This is a genomic window from Pseudomonas sp. LB3P93 (assembly GCF_054898025.1).
In genome coordinates this window covers 5,328,993-5,355,252 of the sequence record NZ_CM142713.1, presented here as the reverse complement: position 1 = coordinate 5,355,252, position 26,260 = coordinate 5,328,993, and the positions used below count along the sequence as shown (strand labels likewise).

At 58.9% G+C, this 26,260-nt stretch carries 27 protein-coding genes and 1 tRNA gene; 9 read left to right on the top strand and 19 right to left on the bottom strand.

Annotation, left to right across the window (positions count from 1 at the left end):
- Nucleotides 1-22: 22 nt before the first annotated feature.
- A complete protein-coding gene (locus ACYZT8_RS24370; protein ID WP_461976598.1) occupies nt 23-1,540 on the bottom strand; it encodes a sensor histidine kinase in 1,518 nt (505 codons plus the stop codon).
- Complete coding sequence (locus tag ACYZT8_RS24365; RefSeq protein WP_461976596.1) at nt 1,537-2,253, bottom strand: response regulator transcription factor; 717 nt, start codon at nt 2,251-2,253, stop codon at nt 1,537-1,539. The genes ACYZT8_RS24370 and ACYZT8_RS24365 overlap by 4 nt, the downstream gene beginning before the upstream one ends.
- 152 nt (nt 2,254-2,405) lie before the next feature.
- Between ACYZT8_RS24365 and msrB the strand changes: the two genes are divergently transcribed.
- From msrB to msrA, 3 genes are read left to right on the top strand one after another with little or no spacing between them, the layout of a single operon-like run.
- Nucleotides 2,406-2,924, top strand: a complete 519-nt coding sequence (gene msrB, locus ACYZT8_RS24360) for a peptide-methionine (R)-S-oxide reductase MsrB (protein ID WP_461976594.1) — start codon at nt 2,406-2,408, stop codon at nt 2,922-2,924.
- Between the two features lie 43 nt (nt 2,925-2,967).
- Nucleotides 2,968-4,731 (top strand): cytochrome c biogenesis protein DipZ, encoded by a 1,764-nt coding sequence (locus ACYZT8_RS24355; RefSeq protein WP_461976592.1) that lies wholly within the window; start codon nt 2,968-2,970, stop codon nt 4,729-4,731.
- A gap of 31 nt (nt 4,732-4,762) precedes the next feature.
- Nucleotides 4,763-5,470, top strand: coding sequence for a peptide-methionine (S)-S-oxide reductase MsrA (gene msrA / locus ACYZT8_RS24350; protein ID WP_461976590.1), 708 nt, complete (start codon nt 4,763-4,765; stop codon nt 5,468-5,470).
- A gap of 12 nt (nt 5,471-5,482) precedes the next feature.
- On the opposite strand, the gene ACYZT8_RS24345 is transcribed toward msrA, so the two are convergent.
- The 3 genes from ACYZT8_RS24345 to ACYZT8_RS24335 form a co-directional block, all read right to left on the bottom strand.
- Entirely contained in the window at nt 5,483-5,887 is a 405-nt protein-coding gene (locus ACYZT8_RS24345; protein ID WP_461976588.1) for a GNAT family N-acetyltransferase, read from the bottom strand.
- The gene (locus tag ACYZT8_RS24340; RefSeq protein ID WP_461976586.1) at nt 5,884-6,897 is read right to left on the bottom strand and encodes a sensor domain-containing diguanylate cyclase; all 1,014 of its coding nucleotides are present in this window, start codon (nt 6,895-6,897) and stop codon (nt 5,884-5,886) included. The genes ACYZT8_RS24345 and ACYZT8_RS24340 overlap by 4 nt, the downstream gene beginning before the upstream one ends.
- Before the next feature lie 72 nt (nt 6,898-6,969).
- Nucleotides 6,970-7,875: a LysR family transcriptional regulator gene (locus ACYZT8_RS24335; protein ID WP_461976584.1), complete on the bottom strand. Its 906-nt coding sequence runs from the start codon at nt 7,873-7,875 to the stop codon at nt 6,970-6,972.
- A 102-nt stretch (nt 7,876-7,977) separates the two neighbouring features.
- Between ACYZT8_RS24335 and ACYZT8_RS24330 the strand changes: the two genes are divergently transcribed.
- A complete protein-coding gene (locus ACYZT8_RS24330; protein ID WP_461976582.1) occupies nt 7,978-9,153 on the top strand; it encodes an acetylornithine/succinylornithine family transaminase in 1,176 nt (391 codons plus the stop codon).
- A 138-nt stretch (nt 9,154-9,291) separates the two neighbouring features.
- Here ACYZT8_RS24330 and ACYZT8_RS24325 read toward each other — a convergent pair whose 3' ends face one another.
- The 5 genes from ACYZT8_RS24325 to ACYZT8_RS24305 all read right to left on the bottom strand — a co-directional run bounded on the left by ACYZT8_RS24325 (nt 9,292) and on the right by ACYZT8_RS24305 (nt 13,372).
- Nucleotides 9,292-9,717 carry a bleomycin resistance protein gene (locus tag ACYZT8_RS24325; RefSeq protein WP_461976580.1) on the bottom strand — a complete coding sequence of 142 codons (426 nt, stop codon included), beginning with the start codon at nt 9,715-9,717 and terminating at the stop codon, nt 9,292-9,294.
- Nucleotides 9,718-9,728: 11 nt separating this feature from the next.
- The gene (locus tag ACYZT8_RS24320) at nt 9,729-10,238 is read right to left on the bottom strand and encodes a P-loop NTPase family protein (RefSeq protein WP_461976578.1); all 510 of its coding nucleotides are present in this window, start codon (nt 10,236-10,238) and stop codon (nt 9,729-9,731) included.
- Nucleotides 10,239-10,252: 14 nt separating this feature from the next.
- Nucleotides 10,253-12,175, bottom strand: a complete 1,923-nt coding sequence (locus tag ACYZT8_RS24315; protein WP_461976576.1) for an alkaline phosphatase D family protein — start codon at nt 12,173-12,175, stop codon at nt 10,253-10,255.
- A 152-nt stretch (nt 12,176-12,327) separates the two neighbouring features.
- Entirely contained in the window at nt 12,328-12,591 is a 264-nt protein-coding gene (locus tag ACYZT8_RS24310) for a hypothetical protein (RefSeq protein WP_461976574.1), read from the bottom strand.
- Entirely contained in the window at nt 12,581-13,372 is a 792-nt protein-coding gene (locus ACYZT8_RS24305) for an MlaA family lipoprotein (protein ID WP_461976572.1), read from the bottom strand. The genes ACYZT8_RS24310 and ACYZT8_RS24305 overlap by 11 nt, the downstream gene beginning before the upstream one ends.
- A 168-nt stretch (nt 13,373-13,540) precedes the next feature.
- On the opposite strand from ACYZT8_RS24305, the gene ACYZT8_RS24300 reads away from it, so the two are divergent.
- The 3 genes from ACYZT8_RS24300 to ACYZT8_RS24290 are packed head-to-tail and all read left to right on the top strand — an operon-like array spanning nt 13,541 to nt 15,985.
- Nucleotides 13,541-14,251, top strand: a complete 711-nt coding sequence (locus tag ACYZT8_RS24300; protein WP_461976570.1) for a response regulator — start codon at nt 13,541-13,543, stop codon at nt 14,249-14,251.
- Nucleotides 14,248-15,588: a sensor histidine kinase gene (locus tag ACYZT8_RS24295; RefSeq protein ID WP_461976568.1), complete on the top strand. Its 1,341-nt coding sequence runs from the start codon at nt 14,248-14,250 to the stop codon at nt 15,586-15,588. The genes ACYZT8_RS24300 and ACYZT8_RS24295 overlap by 4 nt, the downstream gene beginning before the upstream one ends.
- A gap of 28 nt (nt 15,589-15,616) precedes the next feature.
- A complete protein-coding gene (locus ACYZT8_RS24290; RefSeq protein WP_461976566.1) occupies nt 15,617-15,985 on the top strand; it encodes a PH domain-containing protein in 369 nt (122 codons plus the stop codon).
- A 138-nt stretch (nt 15,986-16,123) separates the two neighbouring features.
- On the opposite strand, the gene ACYZT8_RS24285 is transcribed toward ACYZT8_RS24290, so the two are convergent.
- Genes ACYZT8_RS24285 through ACYZT8_RS24270 form a run of 4 tightly spaced genes read right to left on the bottom strand, consistent with a single transcriptional unit; the run spans nt 16,124 to nt 21,256 of the window.
- Nucleotides 16,124-16,345 (bottom strand): formate dehydrogenase subunit delta, encoded by a 222-nt coding sequence (locus tag ACYZT8_RS24285; protein ID WP_461976564.1) that lies wholly within the window; start codon nt 16,343-16,345, stop codon nt 16,124-16,126.
- Nucleotides 16,342-19,224 (bottom strand): formate dehydrogenase subunit alpha, encoded by a 2,883-nt coding sequence (gene fdhF, locus ACYZT8_RS24280; protein WP_461976562.1) that lies wholly within the window; start codon nt 19,222-19,224, stop codon nt 16,342-16,344. Before fdhF ends, ACYZT8_RS24285 begins: the two co-directional genes overlap by 4 nt.
- Nucleotides 19,221-20,783, bottom strand: coding sequence for a formate dehydrogenase beta subunit (locus tag ACYZT8_RS24275; protein WP_461976560.1), 1,563 nt, complete (start codon nt 20,781-20,783; stop codon nt 19,221-19,223). The genes fdhF and ACYZT8_RS24275 overlap by 4 nt, the downstream gene beginning before the upstream one ends.
- Entirely contained in the window at nt 20,780-21,256 is a 477-nt protein-coding gene (locus tag ACYZT8_RS24270) for a formate dehydrogenase subunit gamma (RefSeq protein ID WP_461976558.1), read from the bottom strand. The genes ACYZT8_RS24275 and ACYZT8_RS24270 overlap by 4 nt, the downstream gene beginning before the upstream one ends.
- 855 nt (nt 21,257-22,111) lie before the next feature.
- Between ACYZT8_RS24270 and ACYZT8_RS24265 the strand changes: the two genes are divergently transcribed.
- Together ACYZT8_RS24265 and ACYZT8_RS24260 are read left to right on the top strand one after the other, a co-directional pair.
- Nucleotides 22,112-23,248 (top strand): ImmA/IrrE family metallo-endopeptidase, encoded by a 1,137-nt coding sequence (locus ACYZT8_RS24265; protein WP_461976556.1) that lies wholly within the window; start codon nt 22,112-22,114, stop codon nt 23,246-23,248.
- Nucleotides 23,245-23,742: a DUF4411 family protein gene (locus tag ACYZT8_RS24260; protein ID WP_461976554.1), complete on the top strand. Its 498-nt coding sequence runs from the start codon at nt 23,245-23,247 to the stop codon at nt 23,740-23,742. Before ACYZT8_RS24265 ends, ACYZT8_RS24260 begins: the two co-directional genes overlap by 4 nt.
- Before the next feature lie 86 nt (nt 23,743-23,828).
- Here the strand turns inward: ACYZT8_RS24260 and ACYZT8_RS24255 are convergent, their stop codons facing one another.
- The 5 genes from ACYZT8_RS24255 to ACYZT8_RS24235 all read right to left on the bottom strand — a co-directional run bounded on the left by ACYZT8_RS24255 (nt 23,829) and on the right by ACYZT8_RS24235 (nt 26,159).
- Nucleotides 23,829-24,650, bottom strand: coding sequence for a hypothetical protein (locus ACYZT8_RS24255; protein WP_461976552.1), 822 nt, complete (start codon nt 24,648-24,650; stop codon nt 23,829-23,831).
- 3 nt (nt 24,651-24,653) lie between these two features.
- On the bottom strand, nt 24,654-24,941 hold the full coding sequence (locus ACYZT8_RS24250; protein ID WP_461976550.1) for a hypothetical protein: 288 nt from the start codon (nt 24,939-24,941) through the stop codon (nt 24,654-24,656).
- Entirely contained in the window at nt 24,941-25,396 is a 456-nt protein-coding gene (locus ACYZT8_RS24245; protein ID WP_461976548.1) for a hypothetical protein, read from the bottom strand. Before ACYZT8_RS24245 ends, ACYZT8_RS24250 begins: the two co-directional genes overlap by 1 nt.
- A 195-nt stretch (nt 25,397-25,591) precedes the next feature.
- Nucleotides 25,592-25,921 carry a hypothetical protein gene (locus ACYZT8_RS24240; protein ID WP_461976546.1) on the bottom strand — a complete coding sequence of 110 codons (330 nt, stop codon included), beginning with the start codon at nt 25,919-25,921 and terminating at the stop codon, nt 25,592-25,594.
- A 153-nt stretch (nt 25,922-26,074) separates the two neighbouring features.
- Nucleotides 26,075-26,159: transfer RNA gene (locus ACYZT8_RS24235), tRNA-Leu, on the bottom strand.
- Nucleotides 26,160-26,260 lie beyond the last annotated feature (101 nt).

Sequence of the window (26,260 nt, the reverse complement as noted above, 5' to 3'; positions counted from 1 at the left end):
AGCTGTGACCACCGAATCCGGGCTATTTCCCCATCGAATTCAGGTTCATCGAGCGAACGGCCCATTGTTCTGCCGTTTGTTCATCCACCGGCAAGGAGAAGCGGAAGGTCGCACCGCGTCCCGGAACGTCGATCAACTGGATCTCGCGGCCGTGCAGTTGCAGGATCCGATGTACGATCCGCAGCCCCAGCCCGCCATCGCGCCGGGCACCGCCAATGTTGAACGGACGCAAGAACAAACCTTCGCGCAATTGGGGAGCGATGCCGGGGCCGGTGTCGCTGACGGTAACTTCGATAAAAGGCCCTTGAGGGCGCAGGCTCAGTTCGATTTCGCCCCCCTGAGGGGTATCGCGCAGGGCGTTGTCGAACAGGTTGGTCAGCACACGCTCGATCAGCCCCAGGTCGGCGCAGGCGGCTGAAACGTTAGGCGCGAAGGTCGCTTTGAGTTCGATCTGGCGCGCTTCGGCGGTGAGTTCGAATTTCTGGAAGATGTCCTGCACCAGATCGGTCAGGGAAAAACGCTCCAGCACCGGTTGCACGAAACCGTGTTCCAGTCGCACCAGTTCGAGCAGCGATTGCGCCAGACCGCCCACCTTGCGGCTTTGATCCAGGGCGATGCCCAAATAGCGACGACGGTCGGCGGGGGACAGCGTGGCGTCTTTGAACGATAGCGTTTCCAGATAACCGTGCAGCGAAGCCAGCGGTGTGCGCAGGTCGTGGGAGATGTTTGCCACCAGTTCGCGGCGTTCCTGATCCTGGCGAGTCAACGAGCGCCATTGTTCGCTAAGGCGGGTTTGCATCTGGCGGAAAGCGGCGTCCAGTACGGCTATTTCATCGTGGTTCGACGCTTTTTCCACCGGGTCCGATGCGGGGGGTGTGGATGGGACGCCGTCGATGTCGAACTGGCTGACCCTTTCGGTCAATCGACGCAACGGTCGGGTGATCAGGGCAAATGCGGTGAGGCCGGCGATCAGGCACAACAACGCTACCAAACCGATGGACAGCAGCGCGGTATTGAGCGCGGCGCTGGTGGCACCGCGTTCGGCAAAGCGGTCGTGCTCTTCACTGAGCAACACCACATAAAGATAACCTGCCGGTTTGCCGTTGACCTTCAGCGGCGCGGCACTGAACACCTTGCGACCGTCGGCGCTGCGTGGGTCGTCGCCGAGAATCGGCAGCGCATCGCCTTTGAGCAAACGCTGGATGGGTGCCAGATCGATCCGCTCCCGGTGTATCCGGCCTTCGGGGGCGGCGCTGCCGACAATTTGCCCTTCGGTGTTGAGCAGATAGACCTCGACGCTGGGATTGACCAGCATGAGTTTGCTGAACAATTCGCGCACGGCATTGGGCATCAGGCCGTTGGTGTCCATCAGCACGGTGTCGCGGGCGATGTGCTGGGCAAGATCGCGCGACAGTCCTTGTACCACTTCCAGTTCATGCATCTTGTTGGAGCGCACTTGCATCCAGGCCGACGTGCCACAACACACCAGCAACAGGAGGGCGAACACCAGGGACAGGCGTTGTGTCAGGGTCAGCCTCATGGCTGCTCCTCCTTGGCCGCGAACTTGTAGCCACGACCCCACACCGTGAGGATGCGCGCGGGTTGTGCCGGATCGGCTTCGATCTTGGCCCGCAGGCGGTTGATATGGGTGTTGACCGTGTGTTCGTAGCCTTCGTGGCTGTAGCCCCAGACCGCGTTGAGCAGGTCAATCCGCGAGAACACCTTGCCAGGCTGTCGGACGAAGAAATACAGCAGGTCGAACTCCCGCGGCGTCAGGTCCAGGCGACGACCGTCAAGAGAGACGTCGCGGGTGATCGGGTCGATGGTCAGGCCATCTGTGGTCAGGCTCCCAGCGTCCATTTTCAGGTTGCGGGCCATGGCGTCGACGCGTCGCAGCAGGGCTTTGACCCGGGCGACCAGTTCAAGCATGGAAAAAGGCTTGGCGAGGTAATCGTCTGCTCCGAGTTCCAGCCCCAGGATCCGGTGCATTTCGCTGGAGCGGGCGCTGGTGATGATGATCGGTGTGTAGCGAGCCATCGCTCGTGCTCGACGGCAGATTTCCAGGCCGTCGACACCGGGCAGCATCAGGTCGAGGATCAGTGCGTCCCAGCTTCCTTGCTGTAGCAGTCGCATGCCTTCATCACCGTCGGCGCAGTGCACCACCTCGAACTGCTCATCGCGTAGATGCAGGCAGATAAGGTCGGCGATGTGCAGGTCGTCCTCGACCACCAGGACACGTTTGGTCTGTTCCATAAAGCTCAATCCTTTGTAGCGCAATGGGCACATTGTGCGGGTTTTCCTCAGGGCGAGTTATCACGAATTGTTTAACTCCCTGTGAGGATTTGGCGATCAACCCAAGCCTAGGCTGTGTTCCCTATCAGGCACCTGGAATTTTGGAGAAGGCCATGTTTTCACGGCGACAGTTTCTTGCAGCGAGCGGCGGGCTGGGCGCTGCAGCCCTGGTGATCGGTGTGTTGCCAAAATTTGCCGCCCGTACTGCGCTGGTCAGCGACGCCAGTGCGTCGGAGGTGTTCGAGGTGACTCACAGCGACAGCGAATGGCGCGCCATGCTCAGCGCCGAGCAGTACGAAATCCTGCGGGAAGAGGGCACCGAGCGGGCCTACAGCAGCCCGCTGAACAACGAGCATCGCGAAGGGACCTTCGCCTGTGCCGGTTGTGATCTACCGCTGTTCTCTTCCGACACCAAGTTCGACAGCCGCACCGGTTGGCCCAGTTTCTGGGCGCCACTGGAGAAGGCGGTGGCGACTCGCCAAGACCGATCCTTCGGCGTGCTGCGCGAAGAAGTCCACTGCCGCCGATGCGGTGGTCATCTGGGCCATGTCTTCGACGACGGGCCCAAGCCCACCGGCCTGCGTTACTGCATGAACGGTCTGGCGATGACCTTCGAGCCCCAGGCGGCGTGACCCATGGGCACTTCCTTTCACTCATTTAATGCAGGTCGATGCTATGTGGCTTCTGGTTCTCGCTTATCTCGGTGGTGTGCTGACGATTGTCAGCCCGTGCATTCTGCCGGTATTGCCGTTTGTCTTCGCTCGCACCGGGCAGCCGTTTATGAAAAGTGGCTTGCCGCTGCTGGCGGGGATGGCGCTGACCTTCGCGCTCGTCGCCTCATTGGCGGCGGTGGGCGGCGGCTGGGTGGTGCAAGTCAATCAGTACGGTCGCTGGCTCGCGTTGCTGTTCGTGGCACTGTTCGGGCTGACGTTGCTGCTGCCTCGATTGGCCGAGCGCCTGACTCGTCCGCTGGTGGCGGCCGGCAGCCGACTGTCGGAAGCCGCGGGCGCCGATGCTCGTCCGCGTCCCGGCGCTTCGTTCCTGATCGGCGTCGCCACGGGCCTGCTTTGGGCGCCGTGTGCCGGACCGATTCTGGGGCTGTTGCTGACCGGGGCGGCGCTGCAAGGGGCGAGCATCACCACCACGTTGCTGTTGCTGGCTTACGCCGCGGGTGCCGCAACTTCGCTCGCCGTGGCGTTGTTGCTGGGCGGTAAAGTCTTTGCGGCGATGAAGCGCTCGATTGGCGCGGGTGAATGGGTACGTCGAGGTTTGGGCGCGGCGATGTTGGCTGGTGTGGCGGCCATTGCCCTCGGGCTGGACACCGGGATTCTGGCGCGGGTTTCGACAGCTTCCACGGGCGGCATCGAGCAGGCGTTGGTAGGCCGGTTGGCCGGTAAGTCGCCGAATAACAGCGGGGCGATGATGGCCGCTGGCGGGGCGATGAAAATGTCGGCGAAAGCGCCGGGCGCATTGCCGATTGAAGGCAACCTCCCGTCGCTGGACGGCGCCGTGCAGTGGCTCAATTCACCCCCTCTGTCCGCACAGGCATTGAAGGGCAAAGTCGTGCTGGTGGATTTCTGGACTTACTCCTGCATCAACTGCCTGCGCACCTTGCCGTATGTGAAAGCCTGGGCCGAGAAGTACCGCGATCAGGGCTTGGTGGTGATCGGTGTTCATGCGCCCGAATTCGCCTTCGAGCGTGATGTGGGCAATGTCACCAAAGCCATGAAAGACCTTGGCATCACCTATCCGGTGGCGATCGATAACGACTACAAGATCTGGCGAGCTTTCAACAACGAGTACTGGCCGGCCCACTATTTTGCCGACGCGCAGGGGCGCATTCGTTATCACCACTTCGGTGAAGGCGAGTACGCCGAATCGGAGCGCGTTATCCAGCAGTTGCTGCGAGAGGCGGGAGCCACAAAGGTCGCCGACGGGCTAATCAAGGCCGACGCCACCGGGGTTCAACTTGCCCCCGACATGAATGAAGTCCAGTCGCCGGAAACGTACGTGGGCTACCAGCGTGCGGAGCACTTCGTACCGGAAACCGGTCTGGTGCCAGACAAGGTGTCGGCGTACAGCACTCCACCGCAACTGGCACTCAACGATTGGGGCCTGGACGGTCAATGGAACGTCGGTTCTGAACGCGCGACCTCAACTGCGCCCGCCAGCCGCATTGTTTACCGCTTCCACGCTCGCGATTTGCACTTGGTACTGGGCCCCGGCGCAGACGGCAAACCGGTGCGCTTCAAAGTGCTGATTGACGGAAAAGCCCCCGGCGATGCCCACGGTACCGACGTGGCGCCCGACGGCAGCGGCAGTGTCAGCGAGCAACGACTTTATCAATTAGTGCGCCAGAACGGCGGCGTGACAGACCGGACCTTCAGCATCGAGTTTCTCGATCCGGGTGTGTCGGCATATGCCTTTACGTTCGGTTGATAGCCCTTTCATTTGTTCAGGAGTCAGACTCATGAAAACCACTTTTACCTGGCGCCGCACCTTGTTGGGTTTGGCGGCTGCCGGCGTCATCAGCCAATGCTCGGCGTTCTCTTTCGGTGCCGCTGATGAGGCGGTCATCATCCCGCCGCCTGCCCTGGATGAAACCACTCAGGCCCACAGCGAAACTGCAGTCTTCGCTGGCGGTTGCTTCTGGGGCGTCCAAGGGGTGTTCCAGCACGTTAAAGGCGTGAAAAAAGCCGTCTCCGGTTACGCAGGCGGTGAAGCGAACACTGCCCGGTATGAGCGCGTCAGCGATGGCGATACCGGTCATGCGGAGTCGGTCGAGGTCACCTTCGATCCGTCGCAGGTCAGTTACGGCACCTTGCTGCAGATCTATTTCTCAGTGGCGCACAACCCCACAGAGTTGAACCGCCAGGGTCCCGACAGCGGCACGCAGTATCGGTCGGCGATTTTCCCGGCGAACACTGAACAGCAGCGCGTCGCCCAGGCCTACATTGCCCAGCTCGACGCCGCCCGTTCGTTCAACAAGCCCATCGTGACCAAGCTGGAAACCTATAACGGTTTCTACCCGGCGGAGGAGGAACATCAGGACTTCCTGACCGAGCACCCGACGTATCCGTACATCGTGATCAACGACCTGCCGAAAGTAGCGGCGCTCAAGCAGCTCTACCCGGACCGGTATCAGGAGAAACCGGTGCTGGTGAAGGCGGGGATGTGAAAGGCGGTTTGTCTAACGACTGCGTGGGCGCTCCATTGCGATGCTCGACGGTTCAAAGCCCAGGTGCGAAAAGAATTCCGAAGCGCCCTCGCGGCCCGCGCGCAGAACCCAGGTGATGTCAGTGCTCTCGCCCATGACATGCTCGACCAGCGCTCGGCCAATACCTTCACGTCGATGCTGTCCGGACACGACAACCATCGACAGGTAACCGTTGGACAGACCGTCGGTGATGCCACGGGCAAACCCGACAATGTGGGCGTCCTTCACGGCAAGCGCGGTACGTTGAGAGTTGCCGATCAACTGCGCAAAATGTTCAGTTGATCCCAGGCGGTGAGCCCATCCGTTCTGCTCAAGAAAAAGCCGTACGGATTCCACTTCCGAGGCCAGTACATCGCGGACATGCAGGAGGGCACTCATCCCGAAATCACATTCTTGCCCGCGATCTTCGACCGATACAACGCCTGATCCGCCCTGGCCAGAAGACCTGTCTGTTGCTCTTCTTCAAAGCGCTGGACCACGCCAAAACTCATGGTCACCTGAAACTCTCCCACAGGTGGCAGACTCGACAGGCCATGACGGATTTTTTCGGCGATGGATCTGGCGTCGGCCAGCGAGGTATTGGGCAGGATGAGGATGAACTCGTCGCCGCCCCAACGCGCCAATAGATCGCCTTCGCGCACGCAACGTTCCACGCTCTCGACGACCTGAATCAACGCCGCATCTCCCAGCGCATGGCCGTAGTAATCGTTGATGTTCTTGAAGTCATCGATGTCCATGGCGATCAGTGACAGCGGCTGCCGAAAGCGCTGGGCACGATCGCATTCCTGGGGCAGGGCCTTTTCCAGGCGATAGCGATTGGCGATCGATGTCAGCGCATCGGTTTCCGCCAGTTTGCGGTTTTCTTCAAGTTGAATGTGCAGCTGCTGATTGACCCGCGACAACTCCCGGGTACGTTCTTCGACGATGGCTTCGAGGGATTGATTGCGCCGTTCCATCTCCTCGAAGAGGCGTTTCTTGTCTTCGATACTGCGGTGCGCGCCGACCATCCGCGCCACCGATCTGTCGACATTGCGTGCCAGTATGTAACCGCGATCTTCAATCCAGATATAACTGCCGTCCTTCTTGCGGCAGCGATACTCGGCTTGATAGCCCGGCACCCGTTGATTCAGGTAATCATCAAACACCGTCATCACCCGCGGGTAATCGTCGGGGTGAATCACGTTTTCCCAGGTAAACACGGTGTTGTCCAGGGAGTGGACTTCGTAGCCGAGCATTTCGTACCACCCAGGATTACGGTAGACGAACCCGGTGTTGGCGTTCCAGTCCCAAATGCCGTCACTGACCAGTTCCAGAATGGTGTGCAGCATGTCCTCGTTCAAATCCGACACATTGAATTTCAACGGCTCGATATTCGATGCTTCACCCATCACCGCTCTCCCTGCACTGATATCAAAGTGACCCGTCAGTTGGGGAGATTAGTGCATGGCGTAATGCCCCGGCTAGTGTTTGGCCCACAACTGCATGGCGAAGTCGACGAAGCGACGTAATTTCGGCAAGCGGTAGCGATCCTGGGCGTACACCAGGTGCATCGGCCTGCTCGGCAGTTGGTAGTTCTGCATCAACGCCACCAGTTTTCCGTCCAGCAAATCCTGCTCGACCAGCGCATCGGGCAACATCACGACGCCCATCCCGGTTCGAGCGGCCTGATGCAGCCCGGCCGAACTGTTGATCAGCATCGGGCCTCTGACGGCCACCATCACTTCGCCTTCCGGCCCGCTCAGGCGCCATTGTTTTTCCACGGATTGCCAGTCATCGCCGACCGGATAGGCAAAGGACAAGCAGTCGTGATGTTGCAGGTCTTCGGGTTTTTCCGGTGTTCCTCGGCGTGCCAGATAGGCCTTCGAGGCGCACATGGTCAGCGTGTAGTCGATGAGCGGACGGGCGATCAGGTTGGACGGTTCGATCGCTCCCAAGCGAAACGCCACATCGAGGCCGTTCTCGAGAAGGTCGGGTCGCCCGTTGGTGAGCACCACGTCCAGTTTGACTTGCGGGTAACGCAGGGTGAACTCGCTGAGCGCCGGCGCAAGCTTTTCAGTGCCGAAGGTCAGCGGTGCCGTAATGTGCAAGGTGCCGCTCGGCGTGTCGTGGCTCTGTTCGGCCAAGCGTTCGGAATCGGCGACCAATCCCAGCACCTCCAGACAGCGCTGGTAATAAGCGGAGCCGAATTCCGTCAGTCGCTGGCGCCGAGTCGTTCGGTTCAACAAGCGCACACCCAGACGTTGCTCCAGCGCGCGAAGGTGGTTGCCGACCATGGTGGTGGACATTTCGCACTGTTGGGCGGCGGCCGTCATGCTGCCGGCCTCTACCACTCTGACGTAAACCGTCATTGCCTGAAATAAATCCATTATCAAGCTCAGCTTTAAGATGATTGAAGTGTTGCAGTGTTTATCCAACTCAGGTGGCTAACCATACTGCAAAAACACCGACAATTGATGGAGCTTGATGTCATGACCGCCGCCTGCCTGATGACCACTTACCAACCTCTGGCCCTGAGTTTCAGCAAAGGCCTGGGTACCCGACTTTGGGATCAGGCAGGTCGTGAGTATCTGGATGCGGTGGCGGGCGTGGCGGTGACCAACGTCGGCCACTCACATCCCAAAATCGTGTCGGCGATCAGCGAGCAGGCCGGGCTGCTGCTGCACACCTCCAACCTCTACAGCATCGACTGGCAACAGAGGCTGGCGCAGAAACTGTCGAAGTTGTCGGGTATGGAGCGGGCGTTCTTCAACAACTCCGGTGCCGAAGCCAATGAAACCGCGCTGAAACTCGCGCGGCTTTACGGCTGGCACAAAGGCGTCGAGCAGCCGCTGGTGGTGGTCATGGAAAACGCCTTCCATGGCCGGACGTTGGGCACTTTATCCGCCAGCGACGGCCCGGCCGTGCGTTTGGGATTCAACGAGTTGCCCGGCGACTTTGTCAAAGTGCCCTTCGGCGATCTCAACGCGCTGGAAAAGGTGCAGCAAGCCCATGGTCCGCGCATCGTGGCGATTCTGATGGAGCCGATTCAGGGTGAAAGCGGTGTCCAGTTGGCGCCTGCCGGTTACCTGAAAGCCGTGCGCGACCTGTGCAACCGGCGCGGCTGGCTGATGATGCTCGACGAAATCCAGACCGGCATCGGTCGAACCGGCCGGTGGTTCGCTTTCCAGCATGAAGGCATCGTCCCGGACGTTATGACCTTGGCCAAAGGTCTCGGCAACGGCATTCCCATCGGCGCCTGCCTGGCCCGGGGCAAAGCCGCCGAGCTGTTCACACCGGGCAGCCATGGCAGCACCTTCGGCGGCAATCCGCTGGCATGCCGGGTCGGCTGCACGGTGCTGGACATCATCGAAGAACAGGGCCTGCTGGAAAACGCCAGACTCCAGGGCGAGCACCTGCTGGCCAGGCTGAACACCGAACTGTCAGACGACCCGAACGTCCTGGCGATTCGTGGCCAAGGCTTGATGATCGGCATCGAACTCAAACAGCCGATCCGCGACCTGACCCTGATCGCCGCACGGGATCATGGCTTGCTGATCAATGTGACACGGGGCAAAACCATTCGCCTGCTGCCACCGTTGACGATTGATGAGCGGGAAGTGGAGATGATTGTCAGAGGGGTTTGTCGGGCGGTGAGAACATCCTGAGATCGTGTTGATCGTTCCCACGCTCTGCGTGGGAATGCCTCAATGGACGCTCTGCGTCCGCTTTTGGGGGGCAGACCAGAGCGTGGGAACGATCACTCGTCGCCTCCACAGATCTTGTGCGTTATGACCTCCAGAGCCCTACAAACACGCCCGCTCCCCCAAACTCTCCACCAACCGAACCAGATACCCATCCAGATCCTGTACCAGAAACTCACGTTGCCCGATTTCCACCGCATCGGCGCGATACCAGACCTCGGCGCAGGGACGGAACAAGGGCCATTCAACTTCTGCCAATCGCTTGAGTATCGGTTCGACGAGATCAACAGTGATCTGAAAGTTAATGCCCCGACCAAACGGCGCTTCCAATGCACCAGTCATCCACGGGCCTTCGTCCGGAGCGTATTGCTCCAGCATGATTTGCACGCCGTTTTTATCGAGGTAGGCGAAACCCGCTTCCGGACGCTCGTAGGCGATCTTGAAACCGACTAATGAAGTCCAGAAATACAGGCTTCTCTTGATGTCGGTGACCATCAGTTCGGGCACCAACTTGCTCCGTGCAAACATACAAATCCTTGTTAAACGCTGTGAGATGAGTCGAAAAGGGGGGGCACGAAGGCCGTGATTTCACTTCGAGCCATAAGTTTGATCTTTGAACCACTGAACGCTTCGAACAGGCCCCGGTGTGCAGAAAACCCACTGGAGTCCTCGCGAACCCGATAACTGCCAGCCCATTCCAGCAACACCATCAACAACCCGTCGTTGTCTGGTCTGTTTTCCCGCTGGCGAATGTTGGCAACGCAGATTTCGTCGTCAACACACAGCCAGACAAGCGCTGTTGCTCTGTGGATAACTTCGCTGACGATCCAGCCATAAACCCCCTCGATCACCCAGCACTCTTCATCGGCCAGCACTCGCGCCATGCCCAATGCTTCGGGGCGAGGGCGGGCGATGCTGCGTTCGTCTGACGTCCAGTGAACCTGATCGAGATCGGTCCACGGCACGTGAAGTTGCTCGGCCAATCGTTCAGCCAGCCAGCTTTTGCCTGAGCCAGAGTTGCCGATGATCAGGGTTCGGGTGAGGTTCATGGTGACTCACACTTTCAGTCGTCATTCTCAGGCGCAACCATCCGTGTCTTCGGCGCACCATTCGAGTTGTGCTGATAAATTTCCTGGGGTTGTCCTTTCTCATTGAAGAACACCTGGCCGATCCCCGCCGAATTCCACAGCCGTTCACCTGCTTCAGCATGTTCAGGGATGTGCGGGATGATGCGCATCCGTCGGCGTTTGGTCAGCCAGTTCAACGGCGAGCGCGGTGAGTAGAGCCAGCGGTTGAGGCGATCGAACCACTCGAGCAGCGCGGGTGGGAATTCGTTTTTGATGCCGCTGCTGGTGATTTGCCAGATTCGCGGACCGGCCTTGCGGTGTCGGATCAGGACTTCGTAGACGAAGGAATAATGCACATCACCTGACAGCACCACGTAGTTACCGGGGGTACGCGAGTGTCGGAAAATATTCAGGATGACTTGGGCCGCGCCGCGATGGGCCATCCAGTTTTCCGCGTCGACCAGCAGCGGATAACCGCACCAGCTGAACACTTTTTGTACGGTTTCGATCAGTTTGACGCCGAAGATCGGTGCCGGCGAAACGATGATCGCCGACGGATGATCCAGCAGTTCCTGTTGCAGTTCGCTGAGCGCTTCCCAGTCCAGCAGACCCGAGGGTTGCTTGAGGTTCATCTCGCTGCGCCAGCGTCGGGTGCGGGTGTCGATGACGACCAGCGCCGGTGTCGTGGGCAGCACGTAATGCCAGTGTTGAAAACCGAGCAGCTCATCGATCAGCTCGTCCTGGACGTCGCGGTCGAGATAATGGTCGTGCCCCGTGGCACTCAACAAACGGGTTTTTTCCACGACACCGACGAACGCATCCGGGTTGTTGCCCCAGCCCTGGCACAGCATGTAGGCGAGCAGCGCGTTGCCGATGATGCGCTTGGAGAACGGATGGCCGTAGGCCGTTTCCTCCCATTGCGCAGAAAGATTCCAGTCATCGGTGATGTCATGGTCGTCGAAAATCATCAGGCACGGCAGGTGCGCCATCGCCCGTCCGACACCCCCCAGACCGGCCTTGAAGTCATCGATGCGCGTTTGTTCAAGGGCATAACGTTTGCGTCTTTCGGGCGTCAGCACCGGTGGTTGTGGCGCGATCAGTGTCCAGGGTGTCGGCGACCAGACCAGCAGGTACATGGCCATGACTTCGGCGAACGTCACCAGATGATTGTCGGCACTGCTGCTGGTGAAAATCGGCTTACGTGCGCCGCCGAAAAATCGCTCGCGCAAGGTTTTGTTGCTCTCAAGCGCCGGTAACAAATCCGCACGATGGTAGTAACTGGCCGGGTGCTCGTAGAGCTTGGCGCTGTCGCTGACCACCGCACCTTCGAGGTGTTCTTCGAACAGCCCCAGTTGCGCGATCAGGGCATGAATCGCGCGCAACATCGGGCCGGCGACATCGTCGGCGTACACCTGATCGCCGCTCATCATCAGCAGGGCCGGGCGCTCTGTCGCGGCAGGCGCTGTCGCCAGAAAACGATCGACGCACAGCAAACCGTCGGCTGCCGGATAATGCGGTTTACGGCAGGAACCGTGCATCAACTGATCGATGCGCGACCGCAAGACAAAGTTCGGGCAACGGGCTTCGCCGTACAGCAGATGTGGCGCCCAGTCGGCAATACCGGTCGCGGCGTCATCAATCAGCAGGTCATAGTCGATCTGGGTGTCGCAGGGCAGGGCGGTCGTCAGCGGCACATCGATCAGATGAACGAAGGCATGCTTGCCAACCGGGATGACCGTGCACTGCCCGGCATCGAGGCGAATGTCGCCGACACCGTGCAGGCGCAAGGTCAGCGACAAGGCCCGGGTCCCCACCAGCCAGAGCACCAGGCGCGTGGGCTCCAGGCGCCGCAACAGCGGGCCGGCGAGGACCGGTGGCAGGGAGCGATGGCCGTCGGGGAATGGCGAAGACATGGGCATGCAGGTTCAAGACTCTTGGCGCACAGAGCGCGCGATGATAGCGCAGCCAGCGCCCAGGTTTATCTGATGGCCAATGGCTTTCTGCTGAATCTGTAACAAGCGATGATCGATTCGGCATCACCCACACCCATAAAAGGATTGATGGCGCTTCATCAAGGCAGCGAAAGGCTGTCCGCTCTCGTGACACTCGTTTCCCCATTGGCCACGAGCCAGCGAAACAAGTCGCTCACCGACACCGTATGACTGCGCTCTATCCAGCGCACCACCGCCGGACCATAGTTTTCTGCGTAGCGGCTGAGTACCAGTTGGCGACAGTCCGGTGACAGGCGCAGGGTGATTTCCCGGCAGTGCAGATTGGCTGCGTCGTCCCGGATCATCCGTTGTTGCAGAATCAGGTTGTTGCCTTCAGAAACCATCGGCCGGTGCTCCTGTGCATTGAGGTTTGGTGTTCTGCGGCGAGCCTTGTTTGCCATCAACCACGTAAGCGGCTCGATGCTCGGCGACCACGTTGCGCAAGGCGCTGTAATAATCCGGCAGTTTTTGCAGGCTGTCGGTCAGCGGTAACGCTTCTGCGCGACCATCGACGATGCCCCCGACTGTGTTGATGGTGGACAGCGTATCGACGGTATCGCTGTTGCTGCCGAACGGGTTAACCACAAAGCTGAGTACGCGGCCAGCGGCGTCGCGGCTGTTGGAGGTGCCGAGCAATGGCAGTTCGACGATCGGACCGTTGCCAATGCCCCACACGCCAAACGTCTGGCCAAAGTCCGCGTCGTGACGCGGGATGCCGGCCATGCCGGAGACGTCGATCAAGCCCACCACACCGACCGTGGTGTTGAGTGCGAAACGCCCCAAAGTGTTGACCGAGCGCATCGGGTTGCCTTGCAGCAGGTCATTGATAAAGACCTTCGGCTCGCCAAAGTTCGCCACGAAGTTATGCACACCCGTCTGGAAAAAGTCCGGCAAGTAGCGATAGCCGCGAGCGACCGGCGCCAGGGCGTAGTCGTCGACCACCCGATTGAACGCGAAGATGCCGCGGTTGAACGGTTCCGCCGGGTCGTACACCGAATGGCTGATTTCGGCGCAGGTCACGGTGGTGGGCGAGGGCGGTTGGCTGCTGCAACCGGCCAGCCCTGCGGCGAACACGGCGATCGAAGTGTTGCGGGCCAGCCAGGGAGCACATTGGAAAGGCAACATGGACGCGAGTCTCGGGTAGGAATTCGCCGAGATGCTGAACCCCGCGCCTTGCGCAAAGATGTCTGGTTTATTGCGGCGCTGACGTTTTATTGCAGGATTGAAATATATGACGCGCTGCCCTGAATGGTTTTAGATGACGGTTCCATTCGCCCCCTCAAGTGACCCTCGGTGAACAGCCTTTTAATTGTGGACGACGACCTTGAAGTCCTCGATCTGCTGAAAAAATTCTTCGTGCAGCACGGCTACAGCGTCGAGGTCGCCACCGACGGCGCGTCGCTGTGGGCGGCCATCGAGCGACAGCCGCCGGACCTGATCATTCTGGACGTGATGTTGCCGGGGGACAGTGGATTGATCCTGTGTCAGCAATTGCGGATTCGCTACACAATGCCAGTGATAATGCTGACCGCCATGGGCGAACTCAGTGACCGCGTCGTCGGACTCGAACTGGGTGCCGATGATTACCTGACCAAACCTTTCGACGCCCGTGAGCTGCTGGCCCGAGTGCGCGCCGTGTTGCGCCGCGTGGACGAGCGCCGCCCGGTAGTGCAGGAGCGTCCACGGCCGCTGATCGACTTCGCCGACTGGCACCTCGACGTCACACGCCGTGAACTGCGCTCGCCGGACAACGTGATGATCCCGCTCTCGGCCGGCGAGTTCGACTTGCTGCTGGTCTTCGTCGAACACCCCCAGCGCATCCTCACACGAGAACAGTTGCTGGACCTGGCGCGAGGTCATTGCCATGACGCGTTCGATCGCAGCATCGATGTGCAAGTCAGTCGTCTGCGACGCAAACTCGAATCCGACAGCAAACGCCCGGCGATGATTCGCACCGTGCGCAATGGCGGTTACCTGTTCACCCCAAGCGTGACCCGGCGATGAGCTGGCTGAAGAGGATTCGCCGGGACACGGTGGCGCGCTGGATCGCCTTGACGATCATTCTGGCGATGCTCATTTCCCTGGCGCTCAACGGACTGTTTATCCAACTGGCCGGCGTGTGGGCGCGCCCGCCGCTGACCGAAACCGGGTTGCTGGATAAAATGGCCGCCATCACCCGCATCATCCAGGCCGCCCCGGCACCACTGCGCAGCCAACTGGCACAATCCGTCAGTGATGAAGGCTTCACCGTCAGTTGGCACCTTGATCGGCGCGAGCTCAACCTGCCAACAGTGGAAGATCTGGATTCTGAAGTCGGCTCGACCGTTCTGCAGCCGTTGCTCAAATTCGCCGGTCGAATCCTGGTCTATGAGCCGGCCGACTGGACGGAAAACTCGGCGGACGCGCATTACGCGCTGCTGATCGAGTTACCGGACGCCTCCTGGATTATGTTCGCCGCGCACTCGCGCAATTGGGGCCTCGACGATACGCCACGCTACCTGATCGTCATCTTTCTGGTACTCATCTCCACCGCCCTGGTCACACTGATCGCCACCCGCCGCCTCGCCACACCCTTGCAACACTTCGCCGACGGCGCCCGGCGTTTCGGCGTGGACTTCCGCGCCCCGCCCATCGAGCCCGTCGGCCCACAGGAAATTCGTCAGGCGATTCTCGCCTTCAACGCCATGCAGGCCCAGTTGCAACACTTCATCCGCGACCGCACCCAAATGCTCGCCGCGATCTCCCACGATCTGCGCGCGCCCCTGACGCGGATGCGCTTGCGCGGTGAATTCATCGAAGACAGCGAGCAACAGCAGCGGCTGTTTCGAGATGTGGATGAAATGCAGGCGATGATCAACTCGGCGCTGGAGTTCTTCCGGGATGATGCCCGGCTTGAGCCGGCGACCCAGTTTGATCTGGCGGAGTTGCTGCAAACGTTGCTGGATGATTATCGGGATCAGGGCGTCGACATTGCGTTCAACGGGCCGCTGCGGCTGGTGTATTTCGGGCGACCGTTGGGGCTTAAGCGGGTGATGACCAACTTGCTCGATAACGCGATCAAGTACGCCAGTGAGCCGGCGATTGAACTGATTCCGGATAGTGGGGAAGTGCGGATCAAAGTACTGGATCGTGGGCCGGGGATTCCCGAGTCGAGTCATGAACAGGTATTCACGCCGTTCTTTCGCCTGGAAGGATCGCGTAACAAAAGTACCGGGGGAGTCGGGTTAGGATTATCGGCGGCGCGGGCTATTGTGTTGGAGCATGGCGGCGAACTGAAGCTGCGTAATCGGTCGAAGGGCGGGTTGGAGGCGTTGGTGGTGTTGCCCGTGCATCCGGCTTAGAGGTTCATTTGAAAACAGGGATTGGCAGATGATTGATTTCAACAACAAAGGCTTCTTCAAACTCAAGCAAAACGACGAATACGCCGAACGCGTTACTTCGCTGTTATTGGATGGGGAACAGGTGATCGACTCCTACAAATCCATGCGCGATGGCGTGGTGTTTACCAACAAGCGGATCATCGCGGTGAACGTGCAGGGCCTCACTGGCAGCAAGAAAGACTTCACCTCGTTGCCGTACAAAAACATCGTGGCGTATTCGGTGGAAACGTCCGGGACGTTTGATCTGGATTCCGAGTTGGAGATTTATTTTTCGTCGTTGGGGAAGGTGAAGTTCGAGTTCACCGGGAAGACATCGATGGTGGAAATTTCAAAGCTGATCTCTCAACATCTGCTCTGAACACACAACCCCTGTGGGAGCGAGACCGGCTTGCCGGCGATAGCGTCCGTACCGTCAACATCAATGCTGAATGTACTGGCCTCATCGCGAGCAGGCTCGCTCCCACAGGTTTTTAGCTAGTCTCAAGTTCGTGTGAACCTAAGCCTCCCAACCCGCCCCACTGACCGCCGCTCGCGCCAGAGGATGCAAATCCGCCCCCTGATGCTCCGTCTGCCACGCCAGCAATTCCTTGCGCATGCCCGGCGTCCAGTACATCTGCAAATGATTACGCACACCGAGCACGGCCGCTTGCTGGTCGGGTTCGGTGGCGAAATACAGGGCGATCTGGTTGACCATCTTGATCAGGTTCTCCGTACTCATCGGCGTACCTCCGCTTTAGCGCCACGGGCCTGACGGCGATCCTTGAGCAAACGGTCCTGTTCGTCGCTGAATTCCTGGTAGCGTTTTTGCCACTCCGAAGGGTGGTAGACGCGACTGACTTCCACGGCGGTGACCTTGTACTCCGGACAGTTGGTGGCCCAGTCGGAGTTGTCGGTGGTGATGACGTTGGCCCCCGATTCAGGGAAGTGGAACGTGGTGTACACCACGCCCGGGGCGACCCGTTCGGTGACCCGCGCACGCAGTACGGTCTGGCCGGCGCGGCTGCCGATGCCGACCCAGTCACCTTCGTTGATGCCACGGCTTTCGGCGTCGGTCGGGTGGATTTCCAGGCGGTCTTCATCGTGCCAGGCGACGTTTTCGGTACGCCGTGTCTGGGCGCCGACGTTGTACTGGCTGAGGATGCGCCCGGTGGTCAGCAGCAGCGGATAGCGATTGTTGACCTTCTCCTCGGTGGGCACGTAGCCGGTGAGCATGAAGCGCCCCTTGCCGCGCACGAATTCATCGATGTGCATGGTTGGCGTGCCGTCCGGCGCGGCGGCGTTGCACGGCCATTGCAGGCTGCCGTGGCTGTCCAGTGCGGCGTAGCTGACGTTGGTGAAAGTCGGCGTCAGGCTGGCGATTTCATCCATGATTTCCGATGGATGTTTGTAGTTCATCGGGTAGCCCAAGGCGTTGGCCAACGCCACGGTGCCTTCCCAGTCAGCCTTGCCGCCCAGCGGTTCCATGACTTTACGTACCCGCGAAATTCGGCGCTCGGCGTTGGTGAAGGTGCCGTCTTTTTCCAGGAACGAACTGCCCGGCAGGAACACGTGGGCGAACCTGGCGGTTTCGTTGAGGAAAATGTCCTGCACCACCACGCACTCCATGGCCGACAGGGCTGCGGTGACGTGCTGGGTATTCGGATCGCTCTGGGCGATGTCTTCGCCCTGGCAATACAAACCCTTGAAGGTGCCGGCCAAGGCCGACTCAAACATATTGGGAATGCGCAGGCCCGGGTCAGGTTGCAAGGTGACGTTCCAAGCCTGTTCGAACTGCGTCCTTACCACCTCGTTGGAGATGTGCCGGTAGCCGGGCAGTTCGTGGGGGAAGGAGCCCATGTCGCAAGAGCCCTGGACGTTGTTCTGTCCACGCAGCGGGTTCACGCCGACGCCTTCGCGACCGATGTTGCCCGTGGCCATGGCGAGGTTGGCGATGCCCATGACCGCGGTGCTGCCCTGGCTGTGCTCGGTGATGCCCAGGCCGTAATAGATCGCCGCATTGCCAGCGCCCGCGTACAGACGGGCGGCGGCACGGATGTCGGCAGCGTCTACGCCGCAAATGTCGCCAAGCACTTCCGGCGAGTTTTCCGCGCGGCTGACGAACTCGCTCCAGCGGGCGAAATCACTGCCCTCGCAACGGGCGTCGATAAAGGCCTGGTCTTGCAGGCCTTCGGTAATGATCACATGGGCCAACGCATTGAGCATGGCGACGTTGGTGCCCGGCCGCAGGGCAAGGTGCAGTTCTGCGCGGGCATGCACCGAGTCCACCAGATCAATGCGTCGTGGATCGATGACGATCAGCCGCGCGCCTTCGCGCAGGCGGCGTTTGAGTTGCGAGGCGAACACCGGGTGGGCGTCGCTGGGGTTGGCGCCCATCACCAGGATCACGTCGGCCTGCATCACCGAGTCGAAACTCTGAGTGCCGGCGGACTCGCCCAGGGTTTGTTTCAAGCCATACCCGGTCGGCGAATGGCAGACCCGCGCACAGGTGTCGACGTTGTTGTTGCCGAACGCGGCGCGCACCAGTTTCTGCACCAGATAGGTTTCTTCGTTGGTGCAGCGGCTGGAAGTGATTCCCCCAATGGAATCGCGGCCATATTTTTGCTGCAACCGACGGAATTCGCTAGCGGCGTAGGTCACCGCCTCATCCCAGCTGACTTCCTGCCACGGGTCGTTGATGTGCTTACGGATCATCGGCTTGGTGATGCGATCCGGGTGAGTCGCGTAGCCCCAGGCAAAGCGCCCTTTGACGCAGGAATGGCCGTGGTTGGCTTGGCCGTTTTTGTCCGGAACCATGCGCACCAGTTGGTCGCCTTTCATCTCGGCGCGGAACGAGCAGCCCACGCCGCAATAGGCACAGGTGGTGATCACGCTGCGCTCGGGCTGACCCAGTTCGACCACGCTTTTTTCCATCAGCGTCGCGGTCGGGCAGGCTTGCACACACGCGCCGCAAGACACGCATTCCGAGTCGAGGAAATTCTCGCCACCCGCCGCCGCAACCCGGGATTCAAAACCGCGCCCGGTAATGGTCAGCGCAAAGGTGCCCTGGGTTTCTTCGCAGGCGCGCACGCAGCGGTTGCAGACGATGCACTTGCTCGGGTCGTAATCGAAATAGGGGTTGGACGTGTCCTTCACGTCGGCCAGATGGTTCTCGCCTTCATAGCCATAACGCACCTCCCGCAGACCGACCTGACCGGCGACGGTTTGCAGCTCGCAGTTGCCGTTGGCCGAGCAGGTCAGGCAATCCAGCGGGTGATCGGAGATGTACAACTCCATGACGTTGCGCCGCAGGGTCGCGAGTTTCGGCGTCTGGGTGTGCACGGTCATGCCTTCAGTGACCGGTGTGGTGCAGGACGCGGGATAGCCGCGCATGCCGTCGATCTCCACCAGACACATGCGGCAGGAGCCGAAGGCTTCCAGGCTGTCGGTGGCGCACAGCTTCGGAATGGTGGTGCCCAGCAGCGCGGCGGCGCGCATCACCGAGGTGCCTTCGGGCACGCTGATGCTGCGACCGTCGATGTTCAGCGTGACTTGCACGTCGCTGTCGCGGGCCGGGGTGCCCAGATCGATATCGGTTTTCGGGTCGAAGAGAGTAATCATTGCTCGGCCTCCGAGGCTTGCAGACCGAAGTCGGCGGGGAAGTACTTGAGGGCGCTGGTGACCGGAAAGGGGGCCATGCCGCCCAAGGCGCAGAGCGAACCGTATTGCATCGTGTCGCACAGGTCTTTGAGGATGATCACTTGCGCATCGCGATCGTTCTGGTCCGGCGCGGCCAGCAAGCGGTCGATCACCTCCACGCCCCGTGTCGAGCCGATGCGGCACGGCGTGCATTTTCCACAGGATTCTTCAGCGCAGAACTGCATGGCGAAACGCGCCATGTGGGCCATGTCCAGGCTGTCATCCGCCACCACCACACCACCGTGACCGAGCATCGCGCCGATGGCGGCGAAGGCTTCGTAATCCAGCGGCGTGTCGAATTGCGACGGAGGCACCCAGGCGCCGAGCGGGCCGCCCACCTGCGCAGCCTTCAGCGGCCGGCCACTGGCGGTGCCGCCGCCGTAGTCTTCCACCAGTTCCCGCAGGGTCAAGCCGAAGGCCCGCTCCACCAGACCACCATGACGAATGTTGCCCGCCAACTGGAAGGGCATGGTGCCGAGGGAACGGCCCATGCCGTAATCGCGATAGAACTGCGCGCCCTTGGCCAGAATCAACGGCACCGAGGCCAGGGTCAGCACGTTATGCACCAGCGTCGGCAGACCGAACAACCCCTTCAACGCAGGGATCGGCGGCTTGGCGCGGACAATCCCACGCTTGCCTTCGAGAGAGTCCAGCAGCGCAGTTTCCTCACCGCAGATATAAGCGCCGGCACCGACCCGCACTTCCATATCGTAAGCCTGACCGCTGCCGCCGACATTGGCACCGAGGTAACCGGCGGTCCGGGCGATGTCCAGCGCCTGGCGCAGGATTGCAACAGCGTCTGGATATTCCGAGCGCACATAGATGTAGCCGTAAGTGGCGCCGACGGTGATGCCGGCAATGGCCATGCCTTCGATCAGCAGGAAGGGGTCGCCTTCCATCAACATGCGATCGGCGAAGGTGCCGGAGTCGCCTTCGTCGGCGTTGCACACAATGTATTTCTGCGCAGCCTGAGTGGCGCGCACCGTCCGCCATTTGATCCCGGCGGGGAAGGCCGCGCCGCCACGGCCACGCAGACCTGAATCGAACACTTCCGTCGCGGTTTGCTCACCGCCAACGGCCACGGCCCTCGTTAAACCCTCGAAACCGCCATGGGCCCGGTAATCATCCAGCGACAGCGGCTGGGTAATACCGGCGCGGGCAAACAGCAGGCGCTGTTGAGTCTTCAGATAAGGCAATTCTTCCACCAGGCCCAAGGCCAGTGGATGCGCGGACGGCTCGCCTTGCAAGGCTTCGAGCACGGACGGCACATCGGCAGCGGTCAACGGGCCGAAGCCGATCCGGCCTTGCGGGCTGTCCACTTCCAGCAACGGTTCCAGCCAATACAGACCGCGCGAGCTGGTGCGCTGCAACTCCAGGGGCAGATTGCGTTCCTTGGCCCGAGTGATTAGCGCTGTGGAGACCTCATCGGCACCCACTGCGCGGGCCAGCGAATCAGTGGGCAGATAAAGAGTCGGCATCATGCGTCCTCCCGGCAAGCGTCGAGCAAGGCATCCAGCCGCTCAGCGCTGAGCCGCGCATGCACCTGGCCATCCAGCTCCAGAGCCGGCGAGCAGGCACAAGCACCGAGGCAATACACCGGACGCAAACTGATGCTGCCATCGGCGCTGCTGCCGTGGTCATCCAGTTGCAGACGTTCGCGCAACTGCGCAGCAAGCGCTTCGGCACCACGGCTCTTGCAGGACTCAGCCCGGCACAGCCGCAGGATATGCTTGGCCGGCGGCGCGGTACGGAAGTCATGGTAAAAGCTGATCACCCCGCGAACCTCCGCCTGACTCTGATTGAGGGCGTGGGCAATCTCGGGGATGGCCGCATCGGGGATGTAACCGATGCGTTCCTGAATATCATGAAGAATGGGCAACAGTGCACCCGCAGAGCCCTTGTGGCGCTCCAGCAGGGTGTTGACCACAGGCAGGTGCAAACTCTCATCAGGCATTCAGCAATCCTCACGGTCACGGACAAACCAGATGGTCGTCGGTCGTCCGAAAGTGTCGGCTGCGGCCCTCACACCACGTCACGGAATCGTGGCAATTTCAGGCCGGTGGCCAGGGCACCCTGAGCGGGCATCTTGTTGTGCCCGGCACGGTCTTCGCCGCACCTCTACTGGGCATAAAGAGCAGCTTGCCACGCCGCTTTTGATTGAACTGCACCAAAGCGACGTGTTCGGTTCTGCCTACGACTATCCATTAAGTCTAGATGAGTGTGGTGTGGGGTGTTCACTCACCGGCCTAATGCCCTGAGGGCTTGTCGATGGGGGATGTATAGCAAGCATTGCAGGTGAGAAACAGCATCAGATCTGTGGGCAATTCAGGGAGCAGATGCGTTCATCTATCCCGCTGTAAACCAAAAGCCATCCACCCTGAGCCAAACAATAAAAAGCCCCGAAAAATCTCAAGGACAATCCCAAATCCCAATCAGCCCACAAAACCCCTGTGGGAGCTAGCCTGCTCGCGAAAGCGCCAGCCCAGCCAACATCAATGCCGAATCGCAAGCAGTTCACTCCCCGGATCGTGTGCCGGCTATCACGTTATGAAGAACATTGAAACTTGGCAATGCCATCCGTCTGCGGGTTACATATTTGCGCTTCGGATCGTTGAGTATTTACCTCATACTCGCGCGCTTCCACCGTCGGTAGCTCTGTTTCTCTACTAACCTGTAGTCGCTGCCACCAGACTTTTTAATAGCCAAGGAGAAAGGCAATGCCAGATCACTGGAACCAGCGTCAGTCGGATGCATCTGCCAAGGATGCTCTCGAACGTTGGCCGGCCCCATCTGATTTGCCTGCGACCCTATGAGCCAAGCCGCCTTAGTCAATCCCAGTCTGCTCACATGGTCTCGTGAACGTGCAGGCCTCTCCACTGAGCAGGTTGCTAAAAAGCTGCCAGTGAAGCCTGATCGAGTAGAGGAATGGGAGGCAGGCCAGACCAAACCAACATTCCTTCAGGCTCAAAAGTGGGCGAGTCTCGCTCACGTCCCTTTCGGCTTTCTGTTCCTTCAGCAGCCCCCCGTCGAACAACTGCCTTTACCTGATCTGCGGACCGTCGGTGGGATTGCTCCCCAACGTCCCAGCCTGGAATTGTTGGACACTGTCAGGGATTCCATACGTAAGCAGGATTGGTACCTGGAGTATCTGCAAAACCAAGAGCATCAGCCGTTGGCATTTGTCGCTCGCTTCAATAGCCGATCTCAAGTCACCGAGGTAGTGGACGACATCCGCCGGACTCTCGGCGTAAACGCTGAAATTGCTCGCTTGGATTACGACAAGTACAGCCGTGCCTTGATAGAGGCTGCAGAAGCGGCTGGAATTTTGGTTATGCGCAGTGGCATTGCTCTAGGGAACACCCATCGAAAACTTGAAGTTAGCGAGTTTCGGGGTTTTGCCATCAGTAATGCCTATGCCCCCGTTGTATTCGTCAACAGCTCCGACGCCCCCACCGCCCGGTTGTTCACTTTGCTCCACGAACTGGCCCATATCTGGATTGGTAGCAGTGGAGTTTCTGACGGGAACACCGCGAATGGTCGAGACGAGGAACGATTCTGCAATGCAGTTGCAGGTGAGTTTCTGGCTCCCGAAGCCAAATTCCGTGCACTGTGGAACGCCGACGTGAAATGGGAAGACAACCTGGCCCCGCTGGCCGCTCGGTTTCACATCAGTAAATTGGCGATCGGTCGCCGCGCATTGGATCTTGGATATTTAAGCCAGGCGCAATACAGCGCTTACTATCGAATGATCCTCAGGGCCTTTCAGGATAAAGAAGGTGGAGCGGGTGACTACTACCGCAATGCCACCGCAAAAAACAGCCCTCGTCTAAGCAAGGCGGTGCTGACTGAAGCAATGAGTGGCCGGATGTTGCTACGCGAGGCGGGAAAATTGCTCGGCGTGCAGCCTGCCAAATTAAGGACTTTCGCCAGCAGGATCACGGAATGAATCATTTGCTCGACGCTAACACACTGATCGAGGCAAAAAATCGTTACTACGGGATGATTATCTGTCCTGGGTTTTGGCAATGGTTGTTGCTGAAAAATAAATCGTTCGCTCTAGCAAGCATTGAACCTGTAATGGATGAACTGACAAAAGGGAATGATGATCTGGCTGGTTGGGTGAAGGACAATTCTGGTTTTTTTCACGCCACCACCGATCAGGAGACGCAACTGGCATTTGCGCAGGTTGTGGGGCTTGTGGCTGATCAGGCGCCGAGAATGAGAATAGGCGCTATGGAGGAGTTTTTAGCGGGTGCTGATCCGTGGTTGATTGCGAAAGCGATGACTACGGGGGCTACAGTTGTTACTCAGGAAGTACTGGATCTCAAAACTAAACGGAAGTTTATTATTCCTAATGTCTGTCAGGAGCTTAACGTTCCTTTTTTGAATACGTTTGAGTTGTTGCATAGGCTTGATGCGAGGTTCGTGTTGCTTGCGTGAAGTAAGTGACTTGCTCAAAATCGTTTGGGCTTGAAATTTTTAGCAGAGTAAATGGAGATAAATCTGTATCCCCTTTTTTCTCGGTATTACCGCCTAGACAAAAGAAACAAAACGATCACGGCACCGACAACCCATAGCCACCACAGACTTCCGCTCGCCGTACTCTTCAACGGTTCAGGGTCACCTTCGTTGACCTCTATTGTCAGACGCTTATCCACCGTAATGCTCACCACATGCTTATGAATTTCAATGTGAGAGCGAACCAATCCAGTAGTGTCCGGGTGATCAAGAACCTGCTTTTGCAAGACGGGGATTTCAAGATTGACTTTCTCAGCCGCTATGGATTTCTGCAATTGTCTGAAGTGGTTCAGGAGCTGCTCCTTAATTGCCACGTCTCCCGAAGCCAACCAGGCGAAGCGGGCCTTGACGTTCTCGGGGAGCCCGTAAGAAAGCACGACCTGATCCAACTTTTCCACTACTACATGCGCAAGGGCGGCAACATCGGCTTGTGGCCCAACTGTATAAGCGTGGCGCGAAGAAGGGCCGAAGTGCAACCACACACTTTCTGCTAGTTCGTATTTCTTTCTCTCGGGCATTCGGGGCGGCAGTAGGTCGAACAACCGCTTCGCGACCATGCCCGACATTTTCGTCACGCCCGAACGCCATTTATACATGGTATTTCGTGCATAACTCTCCGCTTCAGGGCCGTACGTCTCGCCGTATTCCGTAAGGATGGATTCAAATTCGGTACCCGATAAGCTGAAGAAATATGACTTCACATCTGTATCATTTCCGCCAATCTCCTGCGAAAACGCTTGCGCTTCCTGAATGTGACGTCGGGCTGCTTCCGAGCCGGCACTGTGGCGATATTTGGTGCCCCTGCGAGAACCATGGTGATAACGACCCATGGCTTACCCCTTGATCAAGCGAATGAACTTCGAGAACAGGCTTTCTTGTCCCTGGCGAACGGCAATTGAGACACGGTAGTCGTCCCCCTCGAAGACCCTGTCGGCAGTAATCATTTGCATGTGACGAAGCGCCATCTGATCTTTGAACTGTTGAAGTGCCATCTTGACCTGATCCCACAAAAACATGGAAGTCGTTTCTGACAAACCTGATTTGTTAAGAGCGATCTGGAATCGCTCCAGCTCAGTTACAGCATCGTCGGGTTCGCGGATTGTAATGCTGCTCCGAAACATTACTTCCCTCCTATGAACATCGCGACAAGCACCACAGCCACGGCGATTATGCCGATAATCATCAGTGTGCGATCCTTTTCACCTGCCGCAGAGCGCGACAATTTTCCTGCAGCAGCGCGGTCGGTATTCCCGATGATCACCTCAGTGCGCCCAATCGACGTGGTCTGCGAGTGCTGAATAGTTGCTGAAGTACCAGTTTGAGTGGCCTTCGCAGTTTGATCGTTGAAAGAGTTTAACGACGCATCTAGAGCCGCGACGTCTATCTTCATCTCCTGTGCTTTCTGTTGAAGCGAAAGCAAGCCTTTGGCGTGCTGAAGACGTAGCTCAGAAACCTGATTGTCGCTTAGACCGCTCAAGTCGATTACATCGTTCTGCGTTAGCTTTAGGGACTTATCTGTCGGCACCTCGGCACCTTGCCCGGGCACTTGTAAGTTCCGTCCTTTCTCATCAGACATCCTGCGTTCCTTATTAGGTATTTCAACCGTTGGGGGTATGCTGTCCTAGCTGGAGCTGGACAAGTAAACCATCGCAATCCAAGTCGTTGGAGTGTAGCTCGGTAATTGAAGCTTGCGACCAGGTATGACTGAACTTCCGGCAGCTAGGGTTCAACCTATCGGGTAGACCCACTTTTTTGGCCGTGCGCTCCTCATTCATTGAATATCTTTCAGATAGCTCTTCAGTGCGATGAGCGGAACATCAAGCTGCTCCATTGTCTGCGCCTTGCTGAAATCAGCTGACAATCGATGCAGCTCACGCCCTAGCGGCGTATCAGCACCGCCAATAGCGTTCAGCGCCAAATCTACGCAGTGCGCTACTTTAAGCTGAACCCCCTCAACATCCCCCCGCCGCACCAACAACCCAAAAACCTCCCGCTCATAATCACTCATCATCAAATCATCCCGAAGAATCGGACTCGAATCCTCCGTCTCATAAGCAAGCTTGAGACAGAACAGAGCAACAGTTTCCAGCAGCAGTTCCATGGGATGAATCCTTGAGAATTGTCGTACCCGCCGAAACAAGCGAGAGGATCAAAAGCATCGCCAGCAAGCCGGCTCCTACAGGTCGGCGGGTTGTCAGCCACTTTATCGCAGGCGAAAAAAAAGGCCTTGCCAAAGCAAGACCTTTCTTAATTTTGGTGCCCCGAGGGAGACTCGAACTCCCACTTCTTGCGAAAACGGATTTTGAATCCGCCGCGTCTACCAATTCCGCCATCAGGGCTCAATGGCGGCGAAGTATAGAGATGAGATTACCGTCGGTCAATCAGGTACATAGAGAATTTTCACTATTTCGGCTAGACTTCCGGCCCCTGCTAGACGAAC